This window comes from Lentzea sp. NPDC042327, from assembly GCF_040647275.1.
Lineage (GTDB): Bacteria > Actinomycetota > Actinomycetes > Mycobacteriales > Pseudonocardiaceae > Lentzea.
Genome location: NZ_JBEZBX010000003.1, coordinates 706,155 through 731,638, shown reverse-complemented (window position 1 = coordinate 731,638; position 25,484 = coordinate 706,155). Strand labels below are relative to the sequence as shown.

23 protein-coding genes are annotated in these 25,484 nt (G+C 71.9%); 15 read left to right on the top strand and 8 right to left on the bottom strand.

Translation table 11 applies throughout. From position 1 onward, the window contains the following. The coding region (locus AB0A63_RS11045) for a hypothetical protein (RefSeq protein WP_360388314.1) at nt 1–216 on the bottom strand (216 nt) is incomplete at its 3' end. A 115-nt stretch (nt 217–331) separates the two neighbouring features. Here AB0A63_RS11045 and AB0A63_RS11040 point away from each other — a divergent pair. The 4 genes from AB0A63_RS11040 to AB0A63_RS11025 all read left to right on the top strand — a co-directional run bounded on the left by AB0A63_RS11040 (nt 332) and on the right by AB0A63_RS11025 (nt 5,342). Next, the gene (locus tag AB0A63_RS11040) at nt 332–2,044 is read left to right on the top strand and encodes an acyl-CoA dehydrogenase family protein (protein WP_360388311.1); all 1,713 of its coding nucleotides are present in this window, start codon (nt 332–334) and stop codon (nt 2,042–2,044) included. Further along, on the top strand, nt 2,031–2,906 hold the full coding sequence (locus AB0A63_RS11035) for an alpha/beta hydrolase (RefSeq protein WP_360388390.1): 876 nt from the start codon (nt 2,031–2,033) through the stop codon (nt 2,904–2,906). The genes AB0A63_RS11040 and AB0A63_RS11035 overlap by 14 nt, the downstream gene beginning before the upstream one ends. Continuing rightward, nucleotides 2,903–3,904 (top strand): alcohol dehydrogenase catalytic domain-containing protein, encoded by a 1,002-nt coding sequence (locus AB0A63_RS11030; RefSeq protein ID WP_360388308.1) that lies wholly within the window; start codon nt 2,903–2,905, stop codon nt 3,902–3,904. Before AB0A63_RS11035 ends, AB0A63_RS11030 begins: the two co-directional genes overlap by 4 nt. A 61-nt stretch (nt 3,905–3,965) precedes the next feature. After that, nucleotides 3,966–5,342, top strand: a complete 1,377-nt coding sequence (locus AB0A63_RS11025) for a hypothetical protein (RefSeq protein WP_360388305.1) — start codon at nt 3,966–3,968, stop codon at nt 5,340–5,342. On the opposite strand, the gene AB0A63_RS11020 is transcribed toward AB0A63_RS11025, so the two are convergent. Next, nucleotides 5,271–5,957, bottom strand: coding sequence for an SDR family oxidoreductase (locus AB0A63_RS11020; protein WP_360388302.1), 687 nt, complete (start codon nt 5,955–5,957; stop codon nt 5,271–5,273). The two genes, AB0A63_RS11025 and AB0A63_RS11020, sit on opposite strands and share 72 nt — an antisense overlap. Continuing rightward, nucleotides 5,954–7,489 carry an AMP-binding protein gene (locus AB0A63_RS11015; protein ID WP_360388299.1) on the bottom strand — a complete coding sequence of 512 codons (1,536 nt, stop codon included), beginning with the start codon at nt 7,487–7,489 and terminating at the stop codon, nt 5,954–5,956. Before AB0A63_RS11015 ends, AB0A63_RS11020 begins: the two co-directional genes overlap by 4 nt. A gap of 381 nt (nt 7,490–7,870) precedes the next feature. Between AB0A63_RS11015 and AB0A63_RS11010 the strand changes: the two genes are divergently transcribed. Both AB0A63_RS11010 and AB0A63_RS11005 read left to right on the top strand, forming a co-directional pair. Beyond that, the gene (locus AB0A63_RS11010) at nt 7,871–9,445 is read left to right on the top strand and encodes an aromatic amino acid ammonia-lyase (RefSeq protein WP_360388297.1); all 1,575 of its coding nucleotides are present in this window, start codon (nt 7,871–7,873) and stop codon (nt 9,443–9,445) included. A gap of 28 nt (nt 9,446–9,473) precedes the next feature. Then, nucleotides 9,474–10,172 carry an O-methyltransferase gene (locus AB0A63_RS11005; RefSeq protein ID WP_360388294.1) on the top strand — a complete coding sequence of 233 codons (699 nt, stop codon included), beginning with the start codon at nt 9,474–9,476 and terminating at the stop codon, nt 10,170–10,172. Between the two features lie 89 nt (nt 10,173–10,261). Here AB0A63_RS11005 and AB0A63_RS11000 read toward each other — a convergent pair whose 3' ends face one another. Continuing rightward, nucleotides 10,262–11,095 (bottom strand): L-tyrosine 3-hydroxylase, encoded by an 834-nt coding sequence (locus AB0A63_RS11000; RefSeq protein WP_360388291.1) that lies wholly within the window; start codon nt 11,093–11,095, stop codon nt 10,262–10,264. A gap of 405 nt (nt 11,096–11,500) precedes the next feature. On the opposite strand from AB0A63_RS11000, the gene AB0A63_RS10995 reads away from it, so the two are divergent. Together AB0A63_RS10995 and AB0A63_RS10990 are read left to right on the top strand one after the other, a co-directional pair. After that, the gene (locus AB0A63_RS10995; protein ID WP_360388288.1) at nt 11,501–11,722 is read left to right on the top strand and encodes a hypothetical protein; all 222 of its coding nucleotides are present in this window, start codon (nt 11,501–11,503) and stop codon (nt 11,720–11,722) included. A gap of 78 nt (nt 11,723–11,800) precedes the next feature. Further along, the gene (locus tag AB0A63_RS10990; protein WP_360388286.1) at nt 11,801–12,445 is read left to right on the top strand and encodes a GNAT family N-acetyltransferase; all 645 of its coding nucleotides are present in this window, start codon (nt 11,801–11,803) and stop codon (nt 12,443–12,445) included. Here the strand turns inward: AB0A63_RS10990 and AB0A63_RS10985 are convergent. The 3 genes from AB0A63_RS10985 to AB0A63_RS10975 are packed head-to-tail and all read right to left on the bottom strand — an operon-like array spanning nt 12,423 to nt 15,626. After that, nucleotides 12,423–13,298, bottom strand: coding sequence for an alpha/beta hydrolase (locus tag AB0A63_RS10985; RefSeq protein ID WP_360388283.1), 876 nt, complete (start codon nt 13,296–13,298; stop codon nt 12,423–12,425). The two genes, AB0A63_RS10990 and AB0A63_RS10985, sit on opposite strands and share 23 nt — an antisense overlap. After that, nucleotides 13,285–14,478: a hypothetical protein gene (locus AB0A63_RS10980; RefSeq protein WP_360388281.1), complete on the bottom strand. Its 1,194-nt coding sequence runs from the start codon at nt 14,476–14,478 to the stop codon at nt 13,285–13,287. Before AB0A63_RS10980 ends, AB0A63_RS10985 begins: the two co-directional genes overlap by 14 nt. Next, nucleotides 14,475–15,626 (bottom strand): cytochrome P450, encoded by a 1,152-nt coding sequence (locus AB0A63_RS10975; RefSeq protein WP_360388278.1) that lies wholly within the window; start codon nt 15,624–15,626, stop codon nt 14,475–14,477. The genes AB0A63_RS10980 and AB0A63_RS10975 overlap by 4 nt, the downstream gene beginning before the upstream one ends. Before the next feature lie 138 nt (nt 15,627–15,764). Between AB0A63_RS10975 and AB0A63_RS10970 the strand changes: the two genes are divergently transcribed. The 4 genes from AB0A63_RS10970 to AB0A63_RS10955 are packed head-to-tail and all read left to right on the top strand — an operon-like array spanning nt 15,765 to nt 20,878. Further along, nucleotides 15,765–16,871: a methyltransferase domain-containing protein gene (locus tag AB0A63_RS10970; protein WP_360388275.1), complete on the top strand. Its 1,107-nt coding sequence runs from the start codon at nt 15,765–15,767 to the stop codon at nt 16,869–16,871. Between the two features lie 34 nt (nt 16,872–16,905). Then, a complete protein-coding gene (locus tag AB0A63_RS10965) occupies nt 16,906–18,051 on the top strand; it encodes an acyl-CoA dehydrogenase family protein (RefSeq protein ID WP_360388273.1) in 1,146 nt (381 codons plus the stop codon). Next, a complete protein-coding gene (locus tag AB0A63_RS10960; RefSeq protein WP_360388270.1) occupies nt 18,048–19,526 on the top strand; it encodes an amino acid adenylation domain-containing protein in 1,479 nt (492 codons plus the stop codon). The genes AB0A63_RS10965 and AB0A63_RS10960 overlap by 4 nt, the downstream gene beginning before the upstream one ends. Continuing rightward, entirely contained in the window at nt 19,523–20,878 is a 1,356-nt protein-coding gene (locus AB0A63_RS10955; protein WP_360388268.1) for an NAD(P)/FAD-dependent oxidoreductase, read from the top strand. Before AB0A63_RS10960 ends, AB0A63_RS10955 begins: the two co-directional genes overlap by 4 nt. A gap of 27 nt (nt 20,879–20,905) precedes the next feature. On the opposite strand, the gene AB0A63_RS10950 is transcribed toward AB0A63_RS10955, so the two are convergent. Continuing rightward, a complete protein-coding gene (locus tag AB0A63_RS10950) occupies nt 20,906–21,538 on the bottom strand; it encodes a response regulator transcription factor (protein WP_360388266.1) in 633 nt (210 codons plus the stop codon). A gap of 265 nt (nt 21,539–21,803) precedes the next feature. Between AB0A63_RS10950 and AB0A63_RS10945 the strand changes: the two genes are divergently transcribed. The 3 genes from AB0A63_RS10945 (at nt 21,804) to AB0A63_RS10935 (ending at nt 25,463) form a co-directional block, all read left to right on the top strand. Further along, entirely contained in the window at nt 21,804–22,331 is a 528-nt protein-coding gene (locus tag AB0A63_RS10945; protein WP_360388264.1) for a hypothetical protein, read from the top strand. 375 nt (nt 22,332–22,706) lie between these two features. Then, nucleotides 22,707–23,207, top strand: a complete 501-nt coding sequence (locus AB0A63_RS10940) for a hypothetical protein (protein WP_360388261.1) — start codon at nt 22,707–22,709, stop codon at nt 23,205–23,207. Between the two features lie 147 nt (nt 23,208–23,354). After that, entirely contained in the window at nt 23,355–25,463 is a 2,109-nt protein-coding gene (locus AB0A63_RS10935) for an Hsp70 family protein (RefSeq protein ID WP_360388258.1), read from the top strand. Nucleotides 25,464–25,484 lie beyond the last annotated feature (21 nt).

The window sequence follows — 25,484 nt, the reverse complement described above, 5'->3', positions numbered from 1 at the left end:
CGCGGTGCCCGCCAGCAGAGCCGCACTGCCCAGCAGAAGACGGCGACGGTTGACTGTCATGGAACGCTCCTCGACGCTGAAGAATCCATTGTGGACCGGCAGTGCCGGCGAACGGCGCGTTCGTCGGCAGTGGAACGACGGTACGCCCGCGACTTCGAGGTCACAGCGGAGGCATACCAGGCGGTGGGACGAGGGCGTGATCAACTCGCGGATCACCGCTAGCTTCGCCTCGGACGCTCCACCGCTCATCGGTCAGCCGCAGACCGAAGACTTCTCACCGGTACCCGCCCGTCGTGCCGCGCGTACCCGCAGATCGAGAGGATTCGACCACATGACCGCGACAGCAGGTCCTCACGAGCACCAGCTCCTCACCTCAACCGACCGCCGGCAGACGATGCGCGCCCTGTTGCGGGAGGACCTGTTCGATCCGCGGCTGCGGGACGACCTGCCCCTGCGCGACTACATGGACCTGACCATCGAGCGGATGAAGGCGATCTTCCGGGAAGGCCTCGTCGACAACGACATGTGGATGGGCCGGCCGGATGAGCACGCGTTCCGGTCCATGTGCGACGTGATGGGCCTGACGGGTGCTTTCGACTTCGCGCTCACCTCGACCATCACCGACCACCTCATCGCGGGCAGTGCGCTGTTCAACCACGGCTCTCCCGAGCAGGTCGACCGCTACCACGCCGAGATCACGCAGATGCACCAGGTCTACGCCTTCTGCTGCACGGAGATCGGGGGCGGCACCAACCTGCGGGAGATCCGCACGACGGTGACGTGGGACCGCGCGGAGCAGTGCTTCACGCTCGACACCCCCTCGGACGCCGCGTGCAAGTTCTGGATCGGGAACATCAAGCACGCCGCGACCGTCGGCATGGTCCTGGCCCGCCTCGTCATCGACGGCGAGGACGTCGGCCACCACTGGTTCCGCGTCCCGCTGCGCGACGAGGAGAACGGCCCTGCCCTGCCGGGCATCACGATCCTGTCCTGCGACCCGAAGGGCGGCATCCAGGCCAACCAGGTCGGCGGTGCCCGCTTCACCGGCGTCCGGCTGCCCCGCGAAGCGTTGATGGGGCGGTACTCGCGCATCGACGAGGACGGGCGTTTCTCCAGCACCCTGCCCGATGCCGGCACCCGTTTCGTGAGGTCGATCGAGACCTTCGTGCAGGAACGCATCTTCCCGCTCAGCGCGGGGGCACGGGCCGCCGAGCTCGCGACCCACCTCACCTGGCGGTTCGCCGGTCACCGCGAGACCCGCGGCGCGCCCCGGCGCAGGACCCTGCTGGACGAGCCGCTGTTCCGCGACCGCCTGTACCAGGTCCAGCTGCGCAGCCTCGCGCTGCGGCTGCTGGAACGCGCCGTCGTCAGGGGTGTCGAACGCGACTGGCACACCGACCCCGGCCGCAAGAACATGCACGTCCTCACCGCGACGGGCAAGTGCGGTTCCTGGCTGGCCCTGGAGGTCCTGGGCGCGTGCCGGGAGATGTGCGGCTCGCAGGGTTTCCACGGCCACAACCAGATCGTCACCCTGCGGACCGACTTCGAGGTCAACGTGACCTTCGCGGGCGACAACTCCGTGATGGCCTACCAGGTGGCGCGCAGCGCGCTGAGCTCCGACCGGTTCGCCTCCCGCCCGCCGGTGACGTTGCCGGAGCGGGTCGAGAAGGCGCTGACCGAGACGTGGCGCAGCCGCGCGGACGGGTCGTTCACGCACGCCGAGGCCGTCGTGCTCGTCCACGCCCGCATGCTCGACCTCGTCCTGACCGAGCACGACGCCGAACCGCTGGTGCCACAACAGGTCATGGACGACCTGGTCGCCGACTTCGCCGCGCACCGGCTGCGCGAGCCGCACCGGGCCGTCTCGCCCGACGGGGAGAAGATCGACCTCCTGGCCGAGCTGCTCGCACCCCTGCCGGAGCTCGTCACCGCCCCCATGGTCGACGACCGCTACCTGGCGGAGTTCACCTCCTCCGCGCGGGCCCTGGGCGTGCAGATCCCGGTGCAGGGCAAGGTGAACCGCCGTGGCGATGCGCGTTCATGAGGAGACGCGTGCGGCGGGCGGGCTGCGGTTCCGCCTGCGGCGCGCCGGAGAGGGTCCGCTGGTCCTCCTGCTGCACGGCTGGCCGCAGACCGGCCACGCCTGGCGCCACGTCCTCCCCGCACTCGCGCGGGACCACGAGGTGGTCGCGCCGGACCTGCGCGGCTACGGGGCCTCCAGCCGGCCGCGCAGCGGGTACGACAAGCGGACCATGGCGGCCGACGTGAGCGGGCTCATGCGCGAGCTGGGACACGAGCAGGCCGTCGTGGTCGGCCACGACCGGGGTGCGCGCGTCGCCCACCGGTGGGCACTGGACCGGCCGGACGAGATCAGCCGCCTGGTGTTGCTCAGCGTCGTGCCGACGCGGGAGATGTGGCGGCACATGGACGCACGCGTCGGGACCGCGTACTGGCACTGGCTCTTCCACCTCGTTCCCGACCTCCCCGAGTTCCTCACCGAGGGGAAGGGCGGGGAGTACGTGCGGTTCATGCTGGCGGCCGGGGCGTTCCGGCACGAGGCGTTCACCGAGGCGGACCTGCGCCACTACGCGGAGACCTACGCCCAGCCGGGGGCGCTTCGCGCGAGCTTCGACGACTACCGCGCCGCCCGCCACGAGGACCTAGAAGCCGACGACGCCGACGCGGAGGCGGGTCGTCGCCTGACGATGCCCGTGCGGCTGGCGTGGGGCGCCCAGGGACTCGTGGGGAGCATGCCCGTGCTCGACCTGTGGCGCGACTACGCCACCAGCGTCGAGGGGGCCCAGATCGACTCCTGCGGGCACTTCCCCGCCGAGGAGCAACCCGACGTCCTGGTCGAGCGGATCCGGGCGTTCCTCGCCGACGAGAAAGCTGTGGTGGAAGAATGAGGGCGCTGGTCGTCACCGAGGAGCGCGGGCTGAGCCTCGCGGAGGTCCAGGACCGCGAGCCGGCACCCGGCTGGGTGCGCGTGGACGTGGCGTTCTGCGCCATCTGCGGCTCCGACCTGCACCTGCGGGCCATGCCGCACGTCGTCCCCGCCGGGGCCGTGCTCGGGCACGAGATCTCCGGCCACGTCGCCGCACCGGGCGGGCAGCGGCTGGCGGCGGGACAGGCCGTGGTGGTGTGGCCGAAGGCGGGCTGCGGGGACTGCGACGTCTGCCGCACGGGCGACAACCACCTGTGCGCGGTGCAGCCGTGGCACCTGAGCTCCCTCGGCCTGGGCACCCGTCCCGGCGGCTACGCCGAGAGCATCGTGGTCCCCGAGCACACGGTCTACGCGGTACCGGACGGCGTTCCGCTGCAACACGCCGCCCTGACCGAACCGCTGTCCTGCGCGGTCCACGCCGTCGACCGCTCCGGGGTGTCGGCGACGGACACCGTCACGGTCCTCGGCGGCGGCACGGTCGGCTTCCTGCTGGCGCACGTGCTGCGGCTGCGCGGAGTCGAGGACGTGTGGGTGGTGGAACCGAGCGCCGTGCGGCGCGCACGCCTGGCCGCCACCGGGATCACCGCGGTGGACGTCGACGAGCCGATGGCGGCCGCGGACGTGGTGTTCGAGTGCGTGGGTTCGGTGACCGCGCTCGCGGAGTCGGCCCGGCGCGTGCGGACACGGGGAACGGTCGTCGCGCTCGGGGTGAACGAGCGGCCCACCGAACTGGACTCGGTCGCCCTCATCACCAAGGAGATCCGGATCGTGGGCAGCTTCGCCCAGAACAGGGGCGCGTTCGAGGCGGCACTGGGCCTCCTCGCGGGCGGCAGCGTCCCGGTCGACCAGATCATCACCGACGTCGTGCCGCTGGCCGACGGGCCGGTCACGGCGATGATGGACGCCCTCAGCGGACGGCCGGGCGACCACCAGGTGGTCATGATCGCTCCCGGCGGGTGACGCGGCCGAACGCGGTCGTCCTCCACGTGGTCGTCCGCCGGCCAAGACCGGCGGGACGCCGATGAGCCACGTCGGCCTGATCGACCTCTCCCCGGAGAACCGCCCGCCACGACTGCGGTGGCACCAGCCGTCCGCTCATGCCGAGATCACCGGGGTGCCGGGTGCACCCGGTCTGTTCCACACCACGAACGCCGCCGGCACCGGCAGCACACCGCTCCGGCGTGCCTCCGGCAAGGTCCGGCGTGCCTCCGGCAAGGTCCGGGAGCTCGTCGAGCTGCTGGGGGTCGAGGGCGTCGCGGTGCGTTCTGACGCCTACGTCGAGGTTTTCGGCCACGGCTCCAGCGTCGTCCACCCGCAGGTCGAGGTGGGCGGCAACGTCTTCGCGGTCCACGTCAAAGCCGTGCGGAACCGCCTGTTCGACGGCGCCGAGCGCATCGACGTCGTTTCCGGTGTGTGCCTGTTCAGCAACCGGCGGCTGCAGGTCCTCGACGCGGCAGGACGCGACGTGGGCCTGCTGCGATCGAACGCGCAACCGCTGAGGGAGAAGATCGTCAGCCTGCGTGTCGACGACCGGCTTTCGCTCTACGAGTACGAGTCGAGCCTGCGGCAGACGGCGTTGGTCCGCGGGGTCCTGGCAGGTCTGCCGGCATCGACTCCGGTCTCGGTGCTGCTCGACCTCCCGCGGGCCCAGTACTACCTCTTCCTCGCCGATGCGCTGAGGCACGGCATGGTCGGCGCTGAGCTGGCTCTCGGGTGGTTCGACGAGGTGGACACGCGCAGGCAGCGCGTTGCGCAGCTGATGACCGACGAGCTCCACCGTCCCGGCACGGGGCCTCGGCGCAGCCTCACGGTCCGGCTGGCGACCGCGTTCGACGACCTCGCCGAGCACGTGCGGTCGGTGGTCGCCACGGGCGGCGTTCTCGAGCTCGCAAACTGCGTGACCGTCATGGACGCCGGCGGAGATCACGTGTGGCAGCTGCTCAGAACGGTGTGGAGCCCGCGCACGTTCCACGAGCTCGGCCACGCCGGTTACACGATCGAGAAGCTGCGGGCCTCGCTGTCCGTCGAGGGGATCTCCCCCGGCCTGGGCTTGGTGGTCGACAGCGCCTCCGAGCGGTGCGGCCACGCCGCGGCCGAGTCGGTCCAGCGAGACCTCGCCCGCCTCCACCCCGGGCTCTCGTTCACGATGGCCGGTCTGTACTCGCTGGAGAAGCTGGTGGTCGCCGGAGACTCCTGGCGGTCGAGATCCCTGTTCTTCAACGACCCCGGCACGGTCGCCGTCGATGCCACGGGCAACGAGGTGGACCTCTTGGAAGCGGTGGAGGAGCGCTACGGCCGAGCGGAACCCGGTGAGGTCCGGGTCCCGCTACCAGCTGAGCGGCATCGGTTCCCACGCGGTGCGCACCAGCGGGTCCTCGGCGGTCAGGTGCTCGCCTGACCGGTGGTCCGCCGTGCCCTCGACGATCCGGCGCAGCACGGCGGCCGCCTCGGCAGCCGCCGGACCGGTGACACCGGGGTCCACCGGTCCTGGGTGGTAGCTCAGCACCGCGACGCCGTGTTCGCGGGTCTCCGCCGCCAGTCCCTCCGTCAGCCCGGCCACCGCGGCCTTCGCCACCGAGCAGGCGGTCGCACGGGCTCCGGTCGCGTGGCTCACGACGGTGACGATCCGGCCGTGCTTGCGCGGCACCATGCGCGCGAGCACCGCCGCGGTCGTCACCGCCGTGCCGCGCAAGGCGACTTCAACCGCCCGCCACCAGTCGTCCTGGTCGACCTCCCAGGCCGGACCGGCCGGGCCGGCCACGTCGACGACGTGCACCAGCGCGTCGAGCGGTCCGGACGCGGCTTCCGCGGCGGTCACCGCCGCCTCCACCGAAGCCCGGTCGGTGCTGTCCATGGTCACCGCGCAGACGCCGGGCAGCTCGTCGCGGGCCTGCCGCAGCGCCCCGGAGTCCCGGCCGGTGATGACGACCGTCGCTCCGGCGCGGCACATCTCCTCCGCGAAGACGCGACCGAAACCCGTGGCTCCGCCCGTGACCAGCACCCCCGGTCTCATCGCGTTCCTCCGGCAGGGACGTCGGTCAACCGGTGCACGAGCGCCTTGCCCATGGCGGAGCGCGGAATCCGGTCGACCGCGGTGATCGACCGGATCTTCTTGTACGGCGCGACCCGGCCCGCCACGAAGCCGGTCACCTCGGACAGCTCCACCGGCTCGCTCAGCACGACGAACGCGACCGGGATCTCGCCCGCGACCTCGTCCGGTGCCCCGACCACCACGGCGTCGGCGACGGCGGGGTGGCTGAGCAGCACGGACTCCAGCTCGGCCGGTGCGATCTGGTGGCCCTTGTACTTGATGAGCTGCTTGATCCGGCCGATGATCGTGACGTGCCCGTCCCGGTCGCGCCGGGCGATGTCCCCCGTGTGCAGCCAGTGTTCGTCGTCGGCGAGGCCGTGCACGGTGCCGTCCTCGTCCAGGAAGCCCGGTGACACCTGCGGGCCGCGGACCCAGATCTCCCCGGTCTCGCCGTCCGCTCCGGTCGCCGGGTCCACCAGCCGGATCTCGGTGCCGGGCAACGCCTTGCCGATCGAGGTCGGCACGGACGGGGTGCCGTCGGGCGGGGCGAAGGTGCACCCGGCCTCCGTCATGCCGTAGCCCTGCACCACCGGTACGCCGAGCATGAGGGCACAGCTCCGCGCGACGTTCGCGGGGAGCGGAGCGCCGCCGGAGTAGACCAGGCGCAGGCTGCCCGTGTCGCGGTCGCCGGTGTCACCGCGCCGGGCGAGCTCCGCGAGGGTGCTCGGCACCAGGTACGCGACGGTGACCTTCTGCGTCTCGATGACCTCCAGGAGATCGTCGACGTCGAACGGGGTGCGGACCGTGACGAGCGTGCCGCCGGCGCGGAGCGTCGGGTTCATCGCCATCTGCATGCCGTAGATGTGCCGGAACGGTGTCGTGGCGAGCACGACGTCGTCGGCGGTGAGCCGGTGCACCGCGTCGATCTGGTCCAGGTTCGACACCAGGTTGCGGTGCGTGAGCACGATCTGCTTCGGGAGCCCGAGGGACCCGCTCGACGTGGCGAGCAGCGCCGGTCGTCCGTCCCCGGTGGCTGCGGGCGCGGCGACGGCCGGCCCGTCCAGCCACTCCTGCCAGCCGGTCGTCCTGTCGCCGGAAGGGATTTCGTCGAGCACGATCACGGTGCGCACCGACGCGGCGGCCGGGAGCGCGGACAGCTGCCGCCACGCCTTCGCCGAGGCGACCACGTGGGCGGCACGGCACCGCTCCAGCACCGGCTGCCACTCGTCCGGGGTGCCCAGCGGTTCGAGCGGGAGCACGACGCCACCGGCCAGCAGGGTGCCGTGGTAGGCCACGACGAACTCGGCCGTGTTGTCGCACACGAGCGCAACGACCTCGTCCGGGCCGCGAAACCGGGACCGCAGCGCGGCGGCGAACCGTTCAGCGGCCTGCTTCAGCTCCGGGTACCGGTAGGAGCGTCCGCTGCTGTGCTCGATGAGCGCTGTGCGCCGGGACGTGGCGTCCTGCCAGACCGACTCGGCGAGGTTGGTCGACCACTGCCCATATGCCGTCATGTCTTCTCCTGCCGCTCGCACGCGCCACGCCGAGGAACCCCGCCGCTGCGGAACGCGGCCCGGTAGGACGCTCCCGACAGTAGGGGCAGAGCCGAGCAGAACACTGCTGTGGAGTTCCGCAATTGTCGCTCGCACGTGGAGGGACCAGGGCCGGCTGTCACCCGGATGCAGCAGAGCCGGCGCACCGGCCTGCCGAACCGGTTGCGCTGCCGGCCTGTGCGAACGACGTTCCAGCGCTTGGAACGAGCGGCAGACAGCACGCGTCCACCGACACACAATCAGCCGGTGGACGTCGAAGACGCGGCAGGCGCGCACCGGTGACCACGCACGAGCCGCTGGTGCACCCGTTCACCCGGCCCACCACCACCCACTGGAGCCCGCATGTCGACGGTTCACGACATCGTCACCCACGACGTCACCCTGCCGGGCCGGCTCGACGCGGCCATGCTGGAGCGGGCGGCCGGGGTGCTCCACGTCGGGTTGTCCGAGACCGCCCGCGCCGAGCTCGAACGCTGCCGCCGGTTCGTCGACACGGTCGTCGCCGACGGCCACGAGGTGTACGGCGCCACAACGGGTTTCGGTCCGCTGGTGACCTACGCCGGCCGGGACACCGCGGCCGGACAGTGCGACAACACCCTGCAGCACCTCACCGCGGGACAGGGCGCCGACCTGCCGGTCCCCGTGGTGCGGGCGACGGTCCTGGCTCGGCTGGCGTCGCTCACGAGGGCCAGGTCCGGTGTCACACCCTCCGTTGTGGACGGTCTGACCGCGATGCTGCGCACGACGTTCACCCCGGCGGTGCCGACCTACGGGTCGGTCGGCGCGAGCGGCGACCTCGTCCCGCTCGCCTACGTCGCCCAAGCGCTGCGCGGCACCGGTCACGCCTATGTGGACGGTGTGCGGTTGCCGGCGGCCGAGGCGCTGCGGGCGGCGGGCCTCACGCCGCTGGAACTCGACGGGCGCGACGCGCTCGCGCTGGTCAACGGCACCTCGCTGACCGCGGCCACCGCGGGTCTCGCGTGGCGGTCGATCGGCCGGTCGCTGCACACCGCCGCCGCGTTGAGCGCGCTGCTGGCGGACGTGCTCGGCAGCACCACCGCGTTCCTCGACCACCGGCTGCTCGCCGCGTTCGGCCACGCCGCCGCCGGTGAGGTCGGTGCGCGGATGACCGCGATGCTCGACGGCACCCGTCCGACCGGCCTGCGGCCCTTGCAGGAGCCCTACAGCGTCCGGTGCACCCCGCAGCTCCTCGGCGCCGCGACGTCGGCGCACCGGTACGCGGGCGGGGTGGTGCACGACGACCTCAACGGGGTCAGCGACAACCCGCTGTTCTTCGTGGACGACGAGGCCGTCGCGCACGGCGGCAACTTCTTCGGCCAGCCCTGCTCGTTCGTGAGCGACCTGCTCACCACGGTCGCGGTGCAGGTCGGCAACCTCGCAGAGCGGCAGCTGGACCTGCTCGTCGACCCCAACCGGAACACCGGGCTCCCGCCGATGCTGTCACCGCGTCCCGGTGTGCACCACGGGGTCCAGGGCGTGCAGCTGGCGTCGACGGCGATCGTGGCGGCCATGCGCCGGCAGGCGGTGCCCGCGAGCGTGCAGAGCCTCCCGACCAACCTGCACAACCAGGACATCGTCCCGTTCGGCACGCAGGCGGCGCAGAACGCGTGGGAGACCGCGCGGTTGCTGCGGCACCTGCAGGGCGGACTGGCGGTCGCGCTGCGGCAGGCGGTGCACCTGCGCGCCGACCGGCCGACCGCGCCGTACTGCACCGGTCTCGCCGACCGGCTGGCCGAGGCGATCCCGCCGATCGAGCAGGACCGGCCGCTGGACGCCGACGTGCGCCTGGCCGCCGACGTCGTGGACGCCCACGTCGCCGGCGCCGGGATGGCCGAGCCCTGCGACCCCGGGGGTTCCGGGGACGTCACGGCCGCCGCGTGGAACCAGGGCCTCTGAGCCGCCGCACCGACCGAGGAGGTCTGGCATGAGCGTGACCCTGAACGGCACGACCCAGGTGGACAAGCGGATCCGGTTGACCCCCGAGATCCTCGACTACGTCCTCGCCTGCACCGAGCAACCGGTGCCGGTGCAGCGGTGGCTGATCGACGCCACGACCGCCCTCGGCCAGGTCGCCGAGATGCAGATCGCCCACGAGCAGGCGGTGCTGTTCACCCTGCTCGCCGCTGCGAGCGGGGCGCGCCGGATCGTCGAGGTCGGCACGTTCACCGGCTACTCCGCGCTCGCCTTCGCCAGGGGCATGCCGGCGGACGGCACCATCGACACCTACGACATCACCGACCGGTGGGCGCCGACCGCGCGCCGGGCGTGGCAGGAGGCCGGGTTCGCCGACCGCATCCGCCAGCACATCGGCCCGGCGGCCGACCTGCTGGACCGGCTGCCCCCGGAGCCGGCCGTGGACCTCGTGTTCATCGACGCGGACAAGGTCGGCTACATCGGGTACTGGGAGCAGCTGCTGCCGCGGGTCGTCGACAACGGGCTGATCATCGCCGACAACGTGCTGTACGCGGGTGAGGCGACCAGCGCCCACTCCGAGGGCAACGCCGCCGCGATCCGCGCGTTCAACGAGCACGTGCGGGCCGACGACCGGGTGCAGGCGGTCATGCTGCCGCTGGCCGACGGGCTGACCATCGCGCGGAAACTGCCCGCCGGGTACCGACGATGAGGTGACCAGGACGGTTTGAGCGGGGCACGAGAATCGAGCTGACCGAGTCGGTCAGCTCGATTCCGCTTTCACGAGGACAGCGGGGACGGTCACGGCAGTGCGGCCCCGACGGGTGCCTCGGCGAGCAGGGGCTCGGCGACGACGGCGATCAGCTCGTCGACCATGCCGGGGAGGTCGGTGGGCAGGAGGGCGAACACCTCGGCCCGCGCGTCGACCGGGTCGGCGGCGAGGTCGTCCCGGATCGCGTTCAGCCGCGTCAGCATCGCGGCGGTGAAGCTGGCTTGCGTGACCACTCCGCGGTGCACCAGGAAGAACTCGTCGAACAGGTCGCGTTCGGCGTCCGTGATGTCGTTGCCCGCGCGGCCTCCGTGGCCCTTGAACAGCGAGGCTCCCCCGGGCACCAGCATCTGCGCCACGGTCATGTGCACGAGGCGGTTGCGCTTGAGCGCTCGCTTGAGCACGCCGTCGCGGGGCACGCTCAGCGTGCCGAGCAGGCTGGCCACCCGCTCGTGGTCGCGGGCCCACAGGCCGCTGAAGGCCGGGTGCTTCGCGGCCATCCGCGGGCGGATGGACCGGGCGTAGACCTCCGGGGTGCAGCTGCCCGCGTAGAGCAGCAGCGCGCTGTAGCAGTCGTACCACCACGCCGCTCGCGCCGTGCCGGCCTCGGACAGGCCGCCGGTTCGTCCCGCGTCGGCGAGCAGGTCCGCGAGCATGCGCCACACGCCGAACGTCACGTGGTGGCCGATCATCCAGCGGTAGAACGCCCGATCCGCGTCGTCGGCCGCCACCCTCGCGACGGGCGCGGACAACTCCGGCGCCACCGGACCGGCTTCGAGGACGGGGTCCGGCTCGGCCAGCGGCTCGCCGGGCATCGGCAGGCACAGGACGTCGAGCCCGAGCGGTCGCTCCCACGCGGTCGTCATCAGGCGGTCCGGAGTCCGTCGGGCGGGTTCGCGGTGAGCGGAACACCGACGCACCGACACCCGGACAGAGGGGAAATGCTTTGTGCGCACATGGTCAATCGCCTTCTTGGCCCGATGACGGAGATGTCCCGACCGGCGGAACGCCTGGTGTGCCGGCTGGTCGCGCCCTCCCGTCGTCGCCGGTGGAGCCATCGAAACCTGCTGTGCGGCAACGGCGGAAGTACGCGTTCCACCGTCCGGGACGAGGACCGGTACGCGCCATTACCCGTGGGCGTAAAGGAAATCAAGTGTGCGCCCAATGCCCTTGTCGTCGGCTTTCCCTTGGCACCACCACGTCCGTTCGTCAGGCTGTGCGACACATCGCCCCACCCTGGGCACGCTCATGGACTTTTCGAGAGGAACAGCATGGTGAAGAAGCTGATCGCCGGCGCCGCACTCACGTGCGCGTCGCTCGTGGTGGTCGCCCCGGCCGCGCACGCCGCGTCGTTCGCAGGCGTTTACCCCAGCCACAACGCGGCGGTCAAGGCCTGCAAGCAGGGTGTCGCCCAGGGTCGCTGGTACGACACGTGCAGGTACCAGGGCTACGCCAACTCCAGGCAGGTCGGTCTCTGGGTCCAGCCCCGGTAGTTCTCCCTGACCGCCCTGTCCGCGGGCGTGCCAGAGCCGGTTCGGCTCGGGCACGCCCGCACCGGTTGGAAGCCCCTCATGACCAGCTCGGTGGAAGACCTCCGGATCGAGTGGCCGGACGATCCCGCGGCGTTCTTCCGCCGCCACGCCGAGGTGCTGGCGGGCATCGGCGCCGGCGCTTTCGCCCAGCCCGAAACCGTGATGAGGCACCAGGTCGCCGACCGGTTCGCCAAGGCGGCGCTCGCGCAGATCCTGCGGGTCGACGGCGAGATCGTGGGCTTCGGCCTGTTCGACCGGCTGGACGTCCCCGGACGGGAGCAGGGGCTGTGGGTCGTCGAGGGCCGGGCGATCGCACCTGCTCACCAGCGGGGAGGGCTGGGAACGCGGTGCTTCCGCGAGTTCGTGGACACCACCGGGGCGAGCGCCGTCGCCACGGTCACGCGCAACCCGGCGGTGTGCCGGATGATGGCGGCCGAGTTCCGCACGGTCCTCCCGGACCTGACGTCCGACCGTCCACTGCGGACGCTGCACCACCCCGGCGTCGCCATGGCCGTCCGCACTTACGCCGCACACCTCGGCGCCGACGGCGCGGGACTGCCATTCATCCGCAACCGCTACCCCGGTGGGCTGTACGGAGTGCGCGATCCCGGCCTGCGCATGCCCCTGCCGGAGATCAGCCGTGACCCGTCGTGCGGGGTCATCACCGTGGGAGTGGCGTGCTGACGCGGTCGTCCGGCGCGGTCACCAGCGCGCGCACCGCCGAGGCGACCCCTGCGGGATGGGTCAGGAACCCCTCGTGGCCGCCGGGCAGGACGGCGAGGTCCTCCCCGAGCACGTCGGCCAGTCTGACCGTGGTGCGGCGCAGGAACGCCGAGCTCACCGTTCCGACCGCCGGCCGCACCCTCGCCGTGCCGGACCGCAGGGCGGCCCAGCCCTCCTCGCCGATCCGGTAGGCCCACGTCATGCCCGCCTCGACGGCGAGGAACGAGTCGATGTTGGCGATCGTCCGCCTGCTGGGCGGTTCCCAGCCGACGTCCGGCTCCCGGTCGAGCGGGTCGCGCGCCTCCGCGCCGAAGCCGACGTGCAGCAGCCTCGCTGCCCTGCGCCAGCCCGACTTCCCGTGGACCCGCCGAACCTCGTCGTGCAGCGCGTCGAACTCGACGCGTTCCGCCGCGTTGGCGAGACACCGCAGCGGGGGTTCGTGGGCGACGAGCACGCTCACCCGCTCCGGTCGCTGCCGCGCCAGCTCCAGACCGATGACCGCGCCGGTGCTGCACCCGAACACCGCGACCGGGGTGTCCCCGTAGACGTGCGCGGCCAGCGCCGCCACGTCCTCGGCGTGCTGCTCGATCGGCACCGGGCGCAGCGGGTCGGCGACCGAGGTGCGGCTCTGCCCGCGCCGGTCGTACGTCAGCACGGAGTGCGTTGCGGCGAGCCGGACCGCCAGCGGGGCGGCGCTGTGCGCGTCACTGCCGCCACTGGGCAGCACCAGGACCGGCGGACCACCACCGCGGACGGTGAAGCTGATGTCCGCGCCGTCGACCCGGAGCGTGCCCGTTCGTTCAGCGATCGCCACGGCCGGCTCCGCCGCCCCCGTGGAACCGTTCTGCCAGCGCGAGGTCGCCGTTGGACAGACCGTGGCGCCGGAAGAACATGCGGGGGTTGAAGTACACCGCGACGCGCGCCGGACCGTCGGCGGAACGCTGTGCGCTGAGGAAGGAGTGCGCGTACATCTCGCCGCTCGCGTCACCGCCCAGGAAGAACTGGGCGCACCGCTCGTAGGCCGCACGGCTTTCCGGTGACACGTCGTAGGCGTCGAGCACCTCCCGGACCATCCACTGCGCCTCGGCGTCCGAGCGGCTGCGCGGGGTGAGCCCGAACTGGTGCATGACGGACTCGATCGGGCGGGCGCGCCCCGGCAGGAACGAGACGTACGTCCCGTACGACCAGAAACGGCGGTGGTTGGAGCGCCATTCGAGGCGGGTGCGCGACGGCACGTCCTGCCGCCAGGCCGACCGTTCCCAGGCCCTGGCCGCGATCCGGGTCATCGTGGGGCCGTCGTCCAGCTCGGCCGACGGCCCGAGCCGGTCCCAGCGGGCGAGCCGGTCCGGTGTGAGGGCCCCGCGGTGCTGCACGTAGAGCTTCGTCCTCGCCGACGGTCCCGCGGCGAGGTCGAGGCACAGGTAGGACACGGTGTCGTCGTCGTCCATCACGTCCGCGACGACCTTCCACTGACCGGGGAACCCCAGGGCGGTGAGCACCGCGTCGGTGCGCTCGGCCGTGGCCGACCGGCCGCCACCGGCCAGCCACAGGTGGATCTTGCCCTCCGGTGGCCTGCCCCGCACCCACCCCAGGGTGTGGAAGGCCGCCATCGGCGGACGGTCGGCCGGCCGTGGCGCCACCAGGTGCTCGATCTGCCGCAGCCTGCGCAGGTCGAGGCCGTGGACGGAGGACAGGCGCTCGCTGAGCCGGAGGGCGCTCTCCCAGTAGGACAGCGGGCTTCCGGGTTCGGCCTGCGCCTCGACCGAGGCGCGCAGCCCGAGCGGCCGGTCGCCGAGCACGACGGAAAGCTCCAGCGGTGTGCTGTCCGCGGTGAGCGTCGACCAGGCGGGCGGCGTGCCGGGTGAGCGGTGTCCCCACGACTCGCCCATGAGCCGCACGTCGGCTGCTGCCCGGTCGGCGAGGTCGGTGAGACCGCTGGCCCGGCACAGCCCGCGCACGGCGGCGTCGGCGAGGTCGGCGCACGTCGTGCTCATCGGCTGAACCTCATCGGCAGGCCCGTGATCCCGTTGACCACAGTGGACACGAGGTGGCGGGGCGGACCGGCGAGCTCGAACCGGACACCGCTGTCGGCCAGTTCGCCCACCAGTGCGGCGAGCAGGGTGCGACCGGCCGCCGCGCCGACGCAGAAGTGCGGACCGAGCCCGAACGCCAGGTGCGGGTTCGGTGCGCGCCGGGGGTCGAACCGGTCCGGGTCGGCGAACACGGTCTCGTCCTGGTTCGCCGACGCGAGCCAGGCGACGACCCAGTCCCCCGCGCGCAGGTGCGCACCGGCCAGCTCCGCGTCAGCGGTGACCCGGCGGACCAGCTGACGTGCCGGGGTGCTCCAGCGCGCTGCCTCGTCCACCAGTCCCGGCACCAGCGAGCGGTCCTCGACCACCTCCCGCCACAGCTCCGGTGTCCGCGCGAGGTGCAGCAGGAGGTGCAGCGCCGTGCTCAGCGTGGCGGTGGTGCCCCCGATCAGTGCGCTGTGGACGTTCGCCATGACCTGGCGGCGGGTGAGGGCGGACCCTTCGACCGAGACCTCCGACAACGTCCCCGGCAACGTGTGCGGCATCGTCAGCGACGTGGTCAGCGCTTCCCTGATGGCACCGAACAACCGGGTGCTCGCCCGCAGCACCGTCTCGGTCCCGTCGCCGTCGGCGTGCAGCGGGTCGTGCGGCGCGATGGTCGCGGTCGAGGCGGACACCGCCATCTCCCACGACTTCTCCGGCAGGCCGAGCATCGGCCCGGCGGCGACCATCGGCAGCCGGCGCAGGACGACGGCCAGGTCGTGGACACCTCCGGCGAGCACCGGTTGCAGCAGTTCCCGCACACCGCGGTCGATGCCGTCGGCGTGCGCCCGCACGGCCACCGGACCCAGCGCGCGTGTGGACGGTCTGCGCAGGGCGGCGTGCCGCGGCGGGTCGGTCGTCGCCAACGTGTGCCCACCGAGCGGGTCGGGTGTGCCCACCGAGGTGAGCAGGGTGCCCGAGGTGGAGCTGAACAGAACGGGATCACGCAGGATCGTCTGGCAGTCCGCATGGCGGTAGAACGACCGGAACGGCACCCCGCCCTGGCTGGTCTCCTCGCGCACCGGACAGGTCCGGCGGAGCTCCCGCCACACGTCGCGATCCTCTTCCACACCCACCCGCAGATCTTCACCGCCACCGCGGTCGTCGTCCAGGGCAGAGTTGGCTGCCCTTCCGGTCAACCGGTCCCGCCGACCCACCGGACGAGGATGACCATGTGTCCCATCAGCACCGAACCCCGGGGGTCCGCAGTGGACGATGTGGAACGCGCGATCAAGGACTTCGTGGCCGAGGTCCTCCTCGAAGGCGAGCACGTCGAGTTCGACGAGCACACGCCGCTGCTGGAGCACCGCCTGATCGACTCGCTCAACGTGGAGGAGCTGCTCGTTCACGTTGAGCAGACCTTCGCCGTGTCACTCAGCCGTTGGCCGCACTCGGACTGGAAGACCATTCACGCCATGGGAGAACTCATCCGCACCCACGCGCCCGCCGATCACGCACAGGCTCCCGACGAGGAGCCGGCGGCCATCGTCAGCGACTACGAGAAGTGGGTGGCCGGTTACTGGAACGAGAAGCAGAACGACCCCATCAACCTCCTCCTCGGCGAGGAGGACGGGCTGGTCCACCACCACTACGGCCTCGGCGAGTACGACCCCGCCGTGCTGACCGCGCCCGACCGGGAGGCCGCGATCATCCGCGAGCTGCACCGCCTGGAGTGCGCGCAGATGGACGTCGTGCTCGACGCCCTGGGTCCCATGACCGCGGACGAGCGGTTGCTCGACGCGGGGTCGGGCCGGGGCGGGGGTTCGTTCAGCGCACACCTCAGGTTCGGCTGCCGGGCGGACGGCATCACGCTCTCGCAGTACCAGGTGGACTTCGCGACGAAGCTCGCGGCCAGGCACGGCTGCACCGACGAGGTGAGCTTCCACCTGCAGAACATGACGCGCACGGCGTTCCCGGACGGCCACTTCGACCGCATCCTCACCAACGAGACGACGATGTACGTCGAGCTGGCCGACGCGTTCAGCGAGTTCGCGCGGGTGCTCAAGCCCGGCGGGCGGTACGCGTGCGTCACCTACTGCGTCAACGACACGCTCGCACCGACGAGCGAGGCCTGCGAGGCGGTGGACGCGCACTACGGCACCCGCATGCACAAGCGCAGCGAGTACCTGGCCGCGCTGTCCGCGGCCGGTTTCTCGCCCAGCCGCGTCAGCGTCCTCAACGCCGACACGATCCCCTACTGGGAGCTGCGCACCCGGTCCGAGCACAGCACCGGCGTCGAGAAGGCGTTCCTCGACGGCTACCGGTCGAACGTCCTGCAGTACGTCCTGATCGTGGCGGACAGGCTGCCCGCCTGACCTGCCGGCACCCGTTCACCTGGCCGAGGAGCCCATGGACTTCGCACCGGACCCGGACCAGTCGTTGCTCGCCCGGCGCAGCCACGAGCTCGGCCTGGCGCTCAACGCACCCGACGAGCACGACCGTTCCGGCGACCCGTGGTTCAGCAGGCGGAAGTGGCGGCGCTGCGCGGAGTTCGGCCTGCTGGGCCTGAGCGTTCCTGAACGGTGGGGAGGTCTCGGGCTGGACTCCGTGAGCACCTGCACCGCCGTCGAGGCCTTCGCCAGGGGTCATGCCGACCTGGGGTTCGTGTTCTCGGCGTGTGCGCACACGTTCGCGTGCGGGATGCCGATCGCCGAGCACGGAACGCAGGCGCTGTGCGACGAGGTGCTGCCGCGGCTCGTCTCGGGCGAGTGGGTCGCGGCGAACGCGATCACCGAGTCCGAGGCGGGTTCGGACGTGTACGCGATGCGGTCGACCGCTGTCCGCGACGGCGACCGCTACCTGCTCAACGGCACGAAGAACTACGTGACGAACGCACCTCTCGCGGACGTGTTCGTCGTGTACGCGAGCACCGACCCGAGCAGCGGCTACCTCGGCATCAGCGCGTTCGTGGTCCCCCGCGACACCCCCGGCGTCACGGTCGGGGCTCCCCTCCCGAAGACCGGGCTGGCCTCGTCCCCGCTCGCACCGGTCTACTTCGACGACGTCGTGGTGCCGGTGGAGAACCGGCTGGGCGAGGAGGGCGACGGGCGGGCGATCTTCACCGGTTCGATGGACTGGGAACGCACGTGCCTGTTCGCCGCCTACGTGGGCGCGATGGACCGGCAGCTCGCCGCGACCGTCGCGCACACCGGTGAGCGCCGCCAGTTCCGCCGTCCGCTCGCGCGGCACCAGGCCGTCGCGCACCGGCTCGCGGACATGAAGCTCCGGCTGGAGGGCGCGCGGTTGCTGCTGTACCGCGCGTGCTGGCGCCGGGACCGGGGACAGGCCACCCCGCTCGACGTCTCCCTCGCGAAGCTGGCGGTGAGCGAGGCCGCGAAGCTCAACGCACTCGACGCGGTGCACCTGCACGGCGCGATGGGCGTCATGGCCGGGTCAGGAGTCGACCAGGCGATAGCCGACGCCGTTCCCGCGGTCATGTTCTCCGGCACCTCCGAGATCCACCGCGACATCATCGCGGCGCAGCTGCGGTCATGAGGCTCGAACAGCACGTCTCCGGCTTCGCGAAGGCCACACCGGAGGCGTTGGCGGTGTGCGGGCCGGACGGCGACCTGACCTACCGCGAGCTGGACGTGCGAGCCGACGTGCTCGCACGCGAGCTGGCATCGCTCGGTGTGGCGGCGGGTGACAGGGTGGTGCTGTGGGTGCCGAAGTCGGTGTTCGCCGTCGCGGTCACCCAGGCCGTCCTGCGGCTGGGCGCGGCCTACGTCCCGGTGGACCCGAGCGCTCCCCCGGCACGGGTGGCCGCGCTGATCGCCGACTGCGGGCCCGCCGCCGTGGTGACGACCGGAAGCCGGATCTCCGCGCTGCCACCCCTGCCCGCGCTGGTCGCCGAGGACGACCTCAGCGGGTGGGCGGCCAGACCCGCAGCGCGGCCGGCGGTGGAGCGTTCGCCCGACGCGGACCTCGCGTACGTGCTCTACACGTCCGGCTCGACCGGCACGCCCAAAGGGGTGTGCGTCAGCCACTCCGCGGCCTCCGCGTTCGTCACCTGGGCGGCCGCCGAGCTGGAGGTGACCCCGTCGGACCGCCTGTCCAACCACGCGCCGCTGCAGTTCGACCTCTCCGTGTTCGACCTCTACGCGGCGTTCCGGTCGGGCGCGTCGGTCCACCTCGTCCCCGAGCTGTCGCTCCCGCGGGACCTCGTGCGGTTCGTCGTGGACCACGCCATCACCGTCTGGTACTCGGTGCCGTCCGCGCTGACGATGATGATGGAGTTCGGCCACCTGCTCGACGTGCCCCGGCTGCCGCTGCGCGCCGTGGTGTTCGCGGGAGAGGTGTTCCCCGTCGCCCACCTCAGGGTCCTGCGCGAACGCCTGCCGTCGGCGGCCCTCCACAACTTCTACGGCCCCACCGAGACGAACGTCTGCGCCAGCCACCGCGTCGGGGACATCCCGGCCGACCGGTCGGAACCGGTCCCGATCGGCACGGCCGCGGCGGGCGACGAGATCTGGGCCGTGCGCGAGGACGGCACCATCGCGGCGCCAGGGGAGGAGGGCGAGCTCGTGGTCTCCGGTCCCACGCTGATGACCGGCTACCTCGGCCATGAGCCGTTGAAGGGCCCGTACGCCACCGGTGACGTCGTGCGCAGGCTGCCAGAAGGCGGGTTCCTGTACCTCGGGCGGCGCGACGGCATGGTGAAGGTCCGCGGCTACCGGGTGGAACCGGGTGAGGTCGAGGCGGTGCTGCACACCCACCCGGACGTCCTCGAGGCCGCGGTGACCGTCACCGGCTCCGGGCACCTGGCACGACTGGTCGCGTGGGTCAGCACCCGCTCCGGGCAGCCACTGCGCGCAGGCGAGGTCAAGCGCTTCCTGGCGGCGCGGCTCGCTCCCCACCTCGTTCCCGACCTCGTGCGCACTGCCAGCCGGTTGCCCAGGACGACCAACGGCAAGGTGGACCGCCGTGCGTTGAGCGAGCAGGACAACCGTTCAGAGAGGCTCCAACCGTGACAACGGATGTCTACGACGTGTGCATCATCGGTGGCGGTCCCGCGGGCTCCACCACCGCGTCCTACCTGGCGATGGCGGGCATGCGCTGCATCGTGCTGGAAGGCGACTCGTTCCCGCGCGAGCACGTGGGTGAGTCCCTGGTGCCGAGGTCCACGGTGGCACTGGACGAGATCGGTGTGCTGGACAAGATCGACAAGGCCGGTTTCGCCCGCAAGTACGGCGCCGCCTGGACGGCCTCCGCGGACGACCTCCCGCTGCCGGACGGCGTGCAACGGCGCCGGCGGGCCCGCTTCAGCATCCCGCAGGTCGAGTTCCGGTTCGCGGAACGCGAGCAGACGGGTGTGGCGTTCGACTACACCTACCACGTCGACCGGGCCAGGTTCGACACGATCCTGCTGGAGCACGCCGCCGAGCTGGGCGCGGTCGTGCGCCAGCAGGCCAGGGTGCTGCGGGTGGACCTCGACGGCGAGACCAAGCGGGTGGTGTACCGGCACAACGGGGTCACGTCGGAGGTGCGCGCGCCGATGGTGGTCGACGCGAGCGGACGCGGCACGTTGCTCGGCCGCCAGCTGAAGCTCAAGGTGCCCGACCCGGCGTTCAACCAGTACGCCGTGCACAGCTGGTTCGAGGGCCTGGACCGGGAGGCCGCGAGCGGCACCACCGGCATCGGTGACTACACGATCATCCACTTCCTGCCGTTCGCCGGTTCGTGGATGTGGCAGATCCCCATCTCCGACACCGTCACCAGCGTCGGCGTCGTCACCGAGAAGTCGCGCCTGCGCGGCGCGAGCGCCGACCTGGAGAAGTTCTTCGACGAGTGGGTGGGCACGCGCCCGCCGCTGGCGCAGGCACTCCGCTCGGCACGGCGGCTGCGCCCGTTCAAGGCGGAGGGCGACTACAGCTACTCGATGCGCGAGCTGTGCGGCGACGGGTGGGTGCTGGTCGGTGACGCGGCCCGGTTCGTCGACCCGATCTTCTCCAGCGGCGTGGGCATCGCGCTCAGCAGCGCACGGCTCGCGGCGAGCAGCATCATCGCCGCCGCTCCGACCGGGTTCTCCAAGGCCGCGTTCGCGGAGTTCGAGCGCAAGAGCCGCAACGCGACCCAGTGGTGGCGCAACTTCATCGTGCTCTACTACCGGCTCAACGTGCTGTTCAGCTCGTACATCCGCGATCCGGAGCACCGGCTCGACCTCGTCCGGTTGCTGCAGGGCGACTTCTTCGACGACGACGAGGAACCGGCGGTGCTCGGCAAGATGCGGGAGAAGCTGGAGCTGGTGGAGAACAACCCGAACCACCCGTGGCACGACGCCCTCCGCTCGCTGCAGACGCAGGCGTGGCTCGACAGCAGGTGACAGCGGGCCGTTCCCGGTGTCGTCACGTCACCAGATGAGCCCCCGGCGCAGGGCCTGCAGGACCATCGCCGCCCGGTCGCCCGTGCCGAGCTTCCTCCCGATGCGTTCCAGGTGGGACTTGACCGTCATGGGGGACAGTCCGAGCTGCCTCGCGGCCCCGCTGTTGGTGCAGCCCGCCGCCACCAGCCGGATGACCTCGACCTCGCGCGCCGTCAGGTCGCCGGGGCACAGGTCCCCCGACAGGACCCGGCCGGCCCAGCCACCCCGCGCAGGGTGGGTGTCCGGCCGGACCAGCACACCGTCCACGCCCGCGTCGAGAACCGCCGCGTGCGCCTGTTCGTCGTGCTGCGGCACCACCGCCAGCACGCTGCTCCACCCCAGCGTGCGCAGCGCCCTGATCAGGTGTGCGCCCCGCCGTCCGGTGGCCGCCAGGTCGACCAGGGCGAGCCTTCCCGGCGGTTCGTCGAGGACCAGGCGGCGCAGCGACTCGAAGCCGGGCGCCGGGTGCACCACCCGCACGTCCACCGCGTCCAGCGAGTCCGCCACCAACGACGTGACGTGCGCGTCGACGCTCACGACCAACGCGGAACCCCCGCGGTCGCCCTGGAGAGGCGGCCAGAACATCATCCCCACCTTCGCCGCGCAGCAGGTCGCGGTCATCGAACTCCGTTGTCCGGACGGCCTTCCGAGCTCCTCGGGCGGGCCCCTCCCACGGTGACACGCCCCGACGAGGTCGTTCCGCCCGAAACGGCACCTGATCACACCCGGTCCGCGACCGTGGCCCCCGCACGGCCCGGGGAGGGGTGTTCGCGCACAGTTCATGCCCAAACGGACTCGAAAGCCCAGGTGAAGTCGAGAACCTCCGGCCGTCGGACGAGCATCCTCACTCGACCTGGTGAACACCCGACGACCCGGAGGAGTCCCGATGATCAGCTGGGACCGTTGCGGCGACTCCACCTATGTCGGAGTGCTGAGCAGGTACGAGATCGAGGTGCTGCGCAGCTACGCCGACGGGCTCGTCTCGTTGCTGGACCACCACCTCGCCCTGTTCGACACGACACCGGACGGGTGGGCCTGGCCGCACCCCTCGCTGCACAGCGACGTGAGGGCCACCGCGATCCTCCTGGCCGAGATCGGAGGGCAGGAACCCGACTGGGTCCACTCCCTCTCAGCGGCCGCGTGCCTGCGCGACGTCTCGTCCCGCGCTCGCCTCATGGGGTGCGCGCTGTCGTCCACGACCGGCGTCGTCCACCTCGCTTCCCGCGCGGAAGCGGAAGCCTGGCTGGGCTGCATCCGGCTCGTCCTCGTCATCATCACCGCGGTGGCGGACGAACGGGGAGAGGTGTGCGGCAACGCCTGCGAGCCGACGGTGTCCTGGTTGACCGAGGTGTCAGCGGGGCTCAGCGCGGTGCTGGACGGCACCGCCAGCCCGACGATGACGATCGGCCGCTGACGCCTGTTATCCATTGTGGACGATTGTTCGCCCGCTTCTCACCGATCGCAGTGGCGGTCGCCGAAACCTGTCCTAATTGGACACCACACCCGGCGGCTGCGTCCCGGGCCCGGCCTGCTGGCACGAACCCGGGACGGGTACACCGTGGCGCGGCGTACAACGGCTGGATCAGCCGTCGGCCACTGTATTCCGATCACACCGGCCGCGGTCGGGTTCTGCCTGAACGCACACGAAACGGTGTCGGCGAGTACACCGGCCGGTGGACCGCAAGGGAGAACCGCGCTGCCCCTGAGCACCTGTTCCCACACCGGAGCGGAACTGGCTCCTAACCTCGGAACCGCACCCGCTCACGGGTGCTCAGCGAGGAGGTGGCCGATGGTGCTCACCAAGCCGGAGCCGGCGCAGGCCGGCGCGCGGTGGTACCGCGAACGCATGCTCTGGAACACGGCGGTCGCCGGCAGGTCGATCGTGTTGTCGCTCGGCGGAGGACTGGTCGCGTTCGAGACCACCGCTTCCCTTCTCCTGCGGGCGCGGAAGGTCATGGAGCACAGCGGGATCGAGATGCCTCCCACTGTGCTGGACCGGCGCGGGAGGACCGCGGTGGTGCTCGCCGAGTCCGACGGTGCCGTGCTCGGGCAGTGCCAGATGCCCGGTGGCGTCCGCTACCTGATGGCACCCAGCACGGTCGAGCTGCCGGTGGTGCACGTCGCCGCGACCGCCCAGGACAGGAGCTGGGTGCGCTGCCCGAAGGCCGACGACCGCCGGCTGCCGTCCGCCAGCTCGGTGCTGGCGGCCTTCATGGCGGTGGTTCCGCCCGGCCTGCGCCCGGCGAGGTCCGTCACCGCTGCCGTGCGAACGCGGACGCTCATCGGCTGAGACCGCTCCGGCTCCGCGGTCACCGGGACGCGTGGGCCGGTCGAAGGCAGACATGTCTGCCTGTTCGGTTCGAGTTCCGGCTGGGTGCCGCGATCTCCAGTTGACTGGGATGTCACCGCAGTGCGGCAAACACCATGGAGTACTCGCATGTCTTACGGTTTGGGTGTCGACATCGGCACGACCTACACGGCCGCCGCGGTGTCGGACGCCTCGGGCACCCGTGCCATCCCGCTCGGCCGCGACGTCGTCGTGTCCTCCGTCGTGTTCGCCACCGAGGGCGGCGAGCTGATCACCGGTGACGCCGCGGACGGGGAGTCGAGGAAGCAGCCGCTGCGGGCCTCCCACTCCCACAAGCGGCGGCTGGCCGACCCGACGCCGTTGAAGATCTGCGACGTGGTGCGGTCCCCCGCGCTCCTGATGGCCGCGCAGCTGCGCGACGCGGTCTCGCTGGCGACCGCGATGCGGGGACGGCCACCGGAGTCGGTCGTGCTGACCTGCCCCGCGGTGTGGGGGCCGTACCGCCGCGAGCACTTCTCGGAGGTGCCGCGGCTGGCGGGCGTGCAGGACGCCGTCATCGTCACCGAACCAGAAGCCGCTGCCATGCACCACTCGGTGGAACGCAGGCTCGGCGAGGGCGAGATCGTCGGTGTCTACGACCTCGGCGGCGGCACCTTCGACGCCACCGTGCTGCAGGCGCGGCGGCACGGCATGGAGATCCTCGGCACCCCGGAGGGGGTCGAACGGCTGGGCGGCATCGACTTCGACGACTCGCTCCTCGCGCTGGTGGACCAGCGCGTGGACGGCGAGATCACCCGGCTCGACGCGGCCGACGCCGAGCAGGCCCGCGTCCTGCTGTCGGTGCGGGAGGCGTGCCGCAGCGCGAAGGAGGAGCTGTCCGCGGCCACGGACACCGTGCTGCGGCTGGACCTCCCCGACGGCACCCGCGAGGTGACCGTGACCCGCGCGGACTTCGAACGTGCCATCGCACCCCAGCTCGCGCTCACGACGGACGCGTTCCGCCGCACGATCTCGTCGGCCGGTCTGCGCGCGGACGACCTCGCGAGCGTGCTGCTCGTCGGCGGGTCCTCCCAGATCCCCCTGGTGGCCGACACGCTGTCCAAGGCCGTCGGCAAACCGCTCCGCGCCGGACTGCACCCCAAGCTCTCCGTCGCCCTGGGCGCCGCTGCCCTGGCGCGCAACGCGCTTCAGCGCTCCCCTGCCGTGCCGGCCGCTGCTCACCGGTCCGCCGTGCCTGCTCACGCGGTGCCCGGACACCCGGCGGGGCCGCAGGCTCCTGCGGTCGGGCCGGTTCCCGTGGGCGTGCCGGTGCACGCGAACCTGCCGACTCCCTCGGGTCCGTCGGTGCCCGCGGGCGCGTCATCGCCCGCAGGCCAGCCACCGTACGCAGGCCCGTCGCCCGCAGGCCCGTCGTTGCCCACAGGCCCGTCGATGCCCGGCATCCGGCCCGTCGCCTCCGTCGACGAGCTCCCGGTGCGGCGTCGCAACGTCACGACTACACCGCCCACCAGGTCCGCGCGCAAGCGGAACACCGCGGTGATCGCGGCAGCGGCCGTGACTGTGCTGGCCGCCGGCGCCATCACCGCGGCGGTGGTGCTGACCTCGGGAGGGGACTCCGGCGAACCGCCGGCCCCGGCCGCGGCGAACGGCACCAGCGCTCCCCCGGCATCTTCCGGCCCCCGGTTCCTGCACGACGGCCGGGACGTGGCGCCGTTCCACAGCATGGTCGGCTCCGAGGCCAACTGGGCGGGCACCGCGCTGACGGCGGACGGCAAGGCCTCGCAGCAGGCGGTCGCGGTCCGCCCCGCCGACGTCAACGGCTCGAAGGACGGGCGGCAGGTGACGTGGACCGGCAAGGGCGCGGCGCAGTTCTACGTGCAGAACCCGCAGGGCCGGCTGGACGCGACGTCCTACCTGAAGTCGGGCACCCTGACCTTCGACGTGGTCGTCGTGAAGGCGCCCACCGCCGAGGTGTCGCTCGCCGCCCACTGCGGTTACCCGTGTGCGGCGCAGCTCAACGTCACGAAACCGTTGCAGCGGCTGCCGGTCGGGCAGAAGACGACGATGCGCATCCCGTTGAGCTGCTTCGCGGGCAAGGGCCTGGACACGGCCGCCGTCGACGTGCCGTTCCTCGTGCACACCACCGGCGCGTTCGAGGCCAAGTTCGCCGAGGTGCGGTGGGAACCCCTGGGAACGACGGGGTCGGCGCCGGTCACCCCCTGCGCCGACCTCTCCTGAGCTTCCCCCTGACGTGACCAG

Excerpts from the sequence above, each read along its gene's own strand:
- AB0A63_RS11040 (WP_360388311.1), top strand. The coding sequence starts at position 332 with ATGACCGCGACAGCAGGTCCTCACGAGCACCAGCTCCTCACCTCAACC.
- AB0A63_RS11035 (WP_360388390.1), top strand. The coding sequence starts at position 2,031 with ATGCGCGTTCATGAGGAGACGCGTGCGGCGGGCGGGCTGCGGTTCCGC.
- AB0A63_RS11030 (WP_360388308.1), top strand. The coding sequence starts at position 2,903 with ATGAGGGCGCTGGTCGTCACCGAGGAGCGCGGGCTGAGCCTCGCGGAG.
- AB0A63_RS11025 (WP_360388305.1), top strand. The coding sequence starts at position 3,966 with ATGAGCCACGTCGGCCTGATCGACCTCTCCCCGGAGAACCGCCCGCCA.
- AB0A63_RS11020 (WP_360388302.1), bottom strand. The coding sequence starts at position 5,957 with ATGAGACCGGGGGTGCTGGTCACGGGCGGAGCCACGGGTTTCGGTCGC.
- AB0A63_RS11015 (WP_360388299.1), bottom strand. The coding sequence starts at position 7,489 with ATGACGGCATATGGGCAGTGGTCGACCAACCTCGCCGAGTCGGTCTGG.
- AB0A63_RS11010 (WP_360388297.1), top strand. The coding sequence starts at position 7,871 with ATGTCGACGGTTCACGACATCGTCACCCACGACGTCACCCTGCCGGGC.
- AB0A63_RS11005 (WP_360388294.1), top strand. The coding sequence starts at position 9,474 with ATGAGCGTGACCCTGAACGGCACGACCCAGGTGGACAAGCGGATCCGG.
- AB0A63_RS11000 (WP_360388291.1), bottom strand. The coding sequence starts at position 11,095 with ATGACGACCGCGTGGGAGCGACCGCTCGGGCTCGACGTCCTGTGCCTG.
- AB0A63_RS10995 (WP_360388288.1), top strand. The coding sequence starts at position 11,501 with ATGGTGAAGAAGCTGATCGCCGGCGCCGCACTCACGTGCGCGTCGCTC.
- AB0A63_RS10990 (WP_360388286.1), top strand. The coding sequence starts at position 11,801 with ATGACCAGCTCGGTGGAAGACCTCCGGATCGAGTGGCCGGACGATCCC.
- AB0A63_RS10980 (WP_360388281.1), bottom strand. The coding sequence starts at position 14,478 with ATGAGCACGACGTGCGCCGACCTCGCCGACGCCGCCGTGCGCGGGCTG.
- AB0A63_RS10965 (WP_360388273.1), top strand. The coding sequence starts at position 16,906 with ATGGACTTCGCACCGGACCCGGACCAGTCGTTGCTCGCCCGGCGCAGC.
- AB0A63_RS10960 (WP_360388270.1), top strand. The coding sequence starts at position 18,048 with ATGAGGCTCGAACAGCACGTCTCCGGCTTCGCGAAGGCCACACCGGAG.
- AB0A63_RS10950 (WP_360388266.1), bottom strand. The coding sequence starts at position 21,538 with ATGACCGCGACCTGCTGCGCGGCGAAGGTGGGGATGATGTTCTGGCCG.
- AB0A63_RS10945 (WP_360388264.1), top strand. The coding sequence starts at position 21,804 with ATGATCAGCTGGGACCGTTGCGGCGACTCCACCTATGTCGGAGTGCTG.
- AB0A63_RS10940 (WP_360388261.1), top strand. The coding sequence starts at position 22,707 with ATGGTGCTCACCAAGCCGGAGCCGGCGCAGGCCGGCGCGCGGTGGTAC.
- AB0A63_RS10935 (WP_360388258.1), top strand. The coding sequence starts at position 23,355 with ATGTCTTACGGTTTGGGTGTCGACATCGGCACGACCTACACGGCCGCC.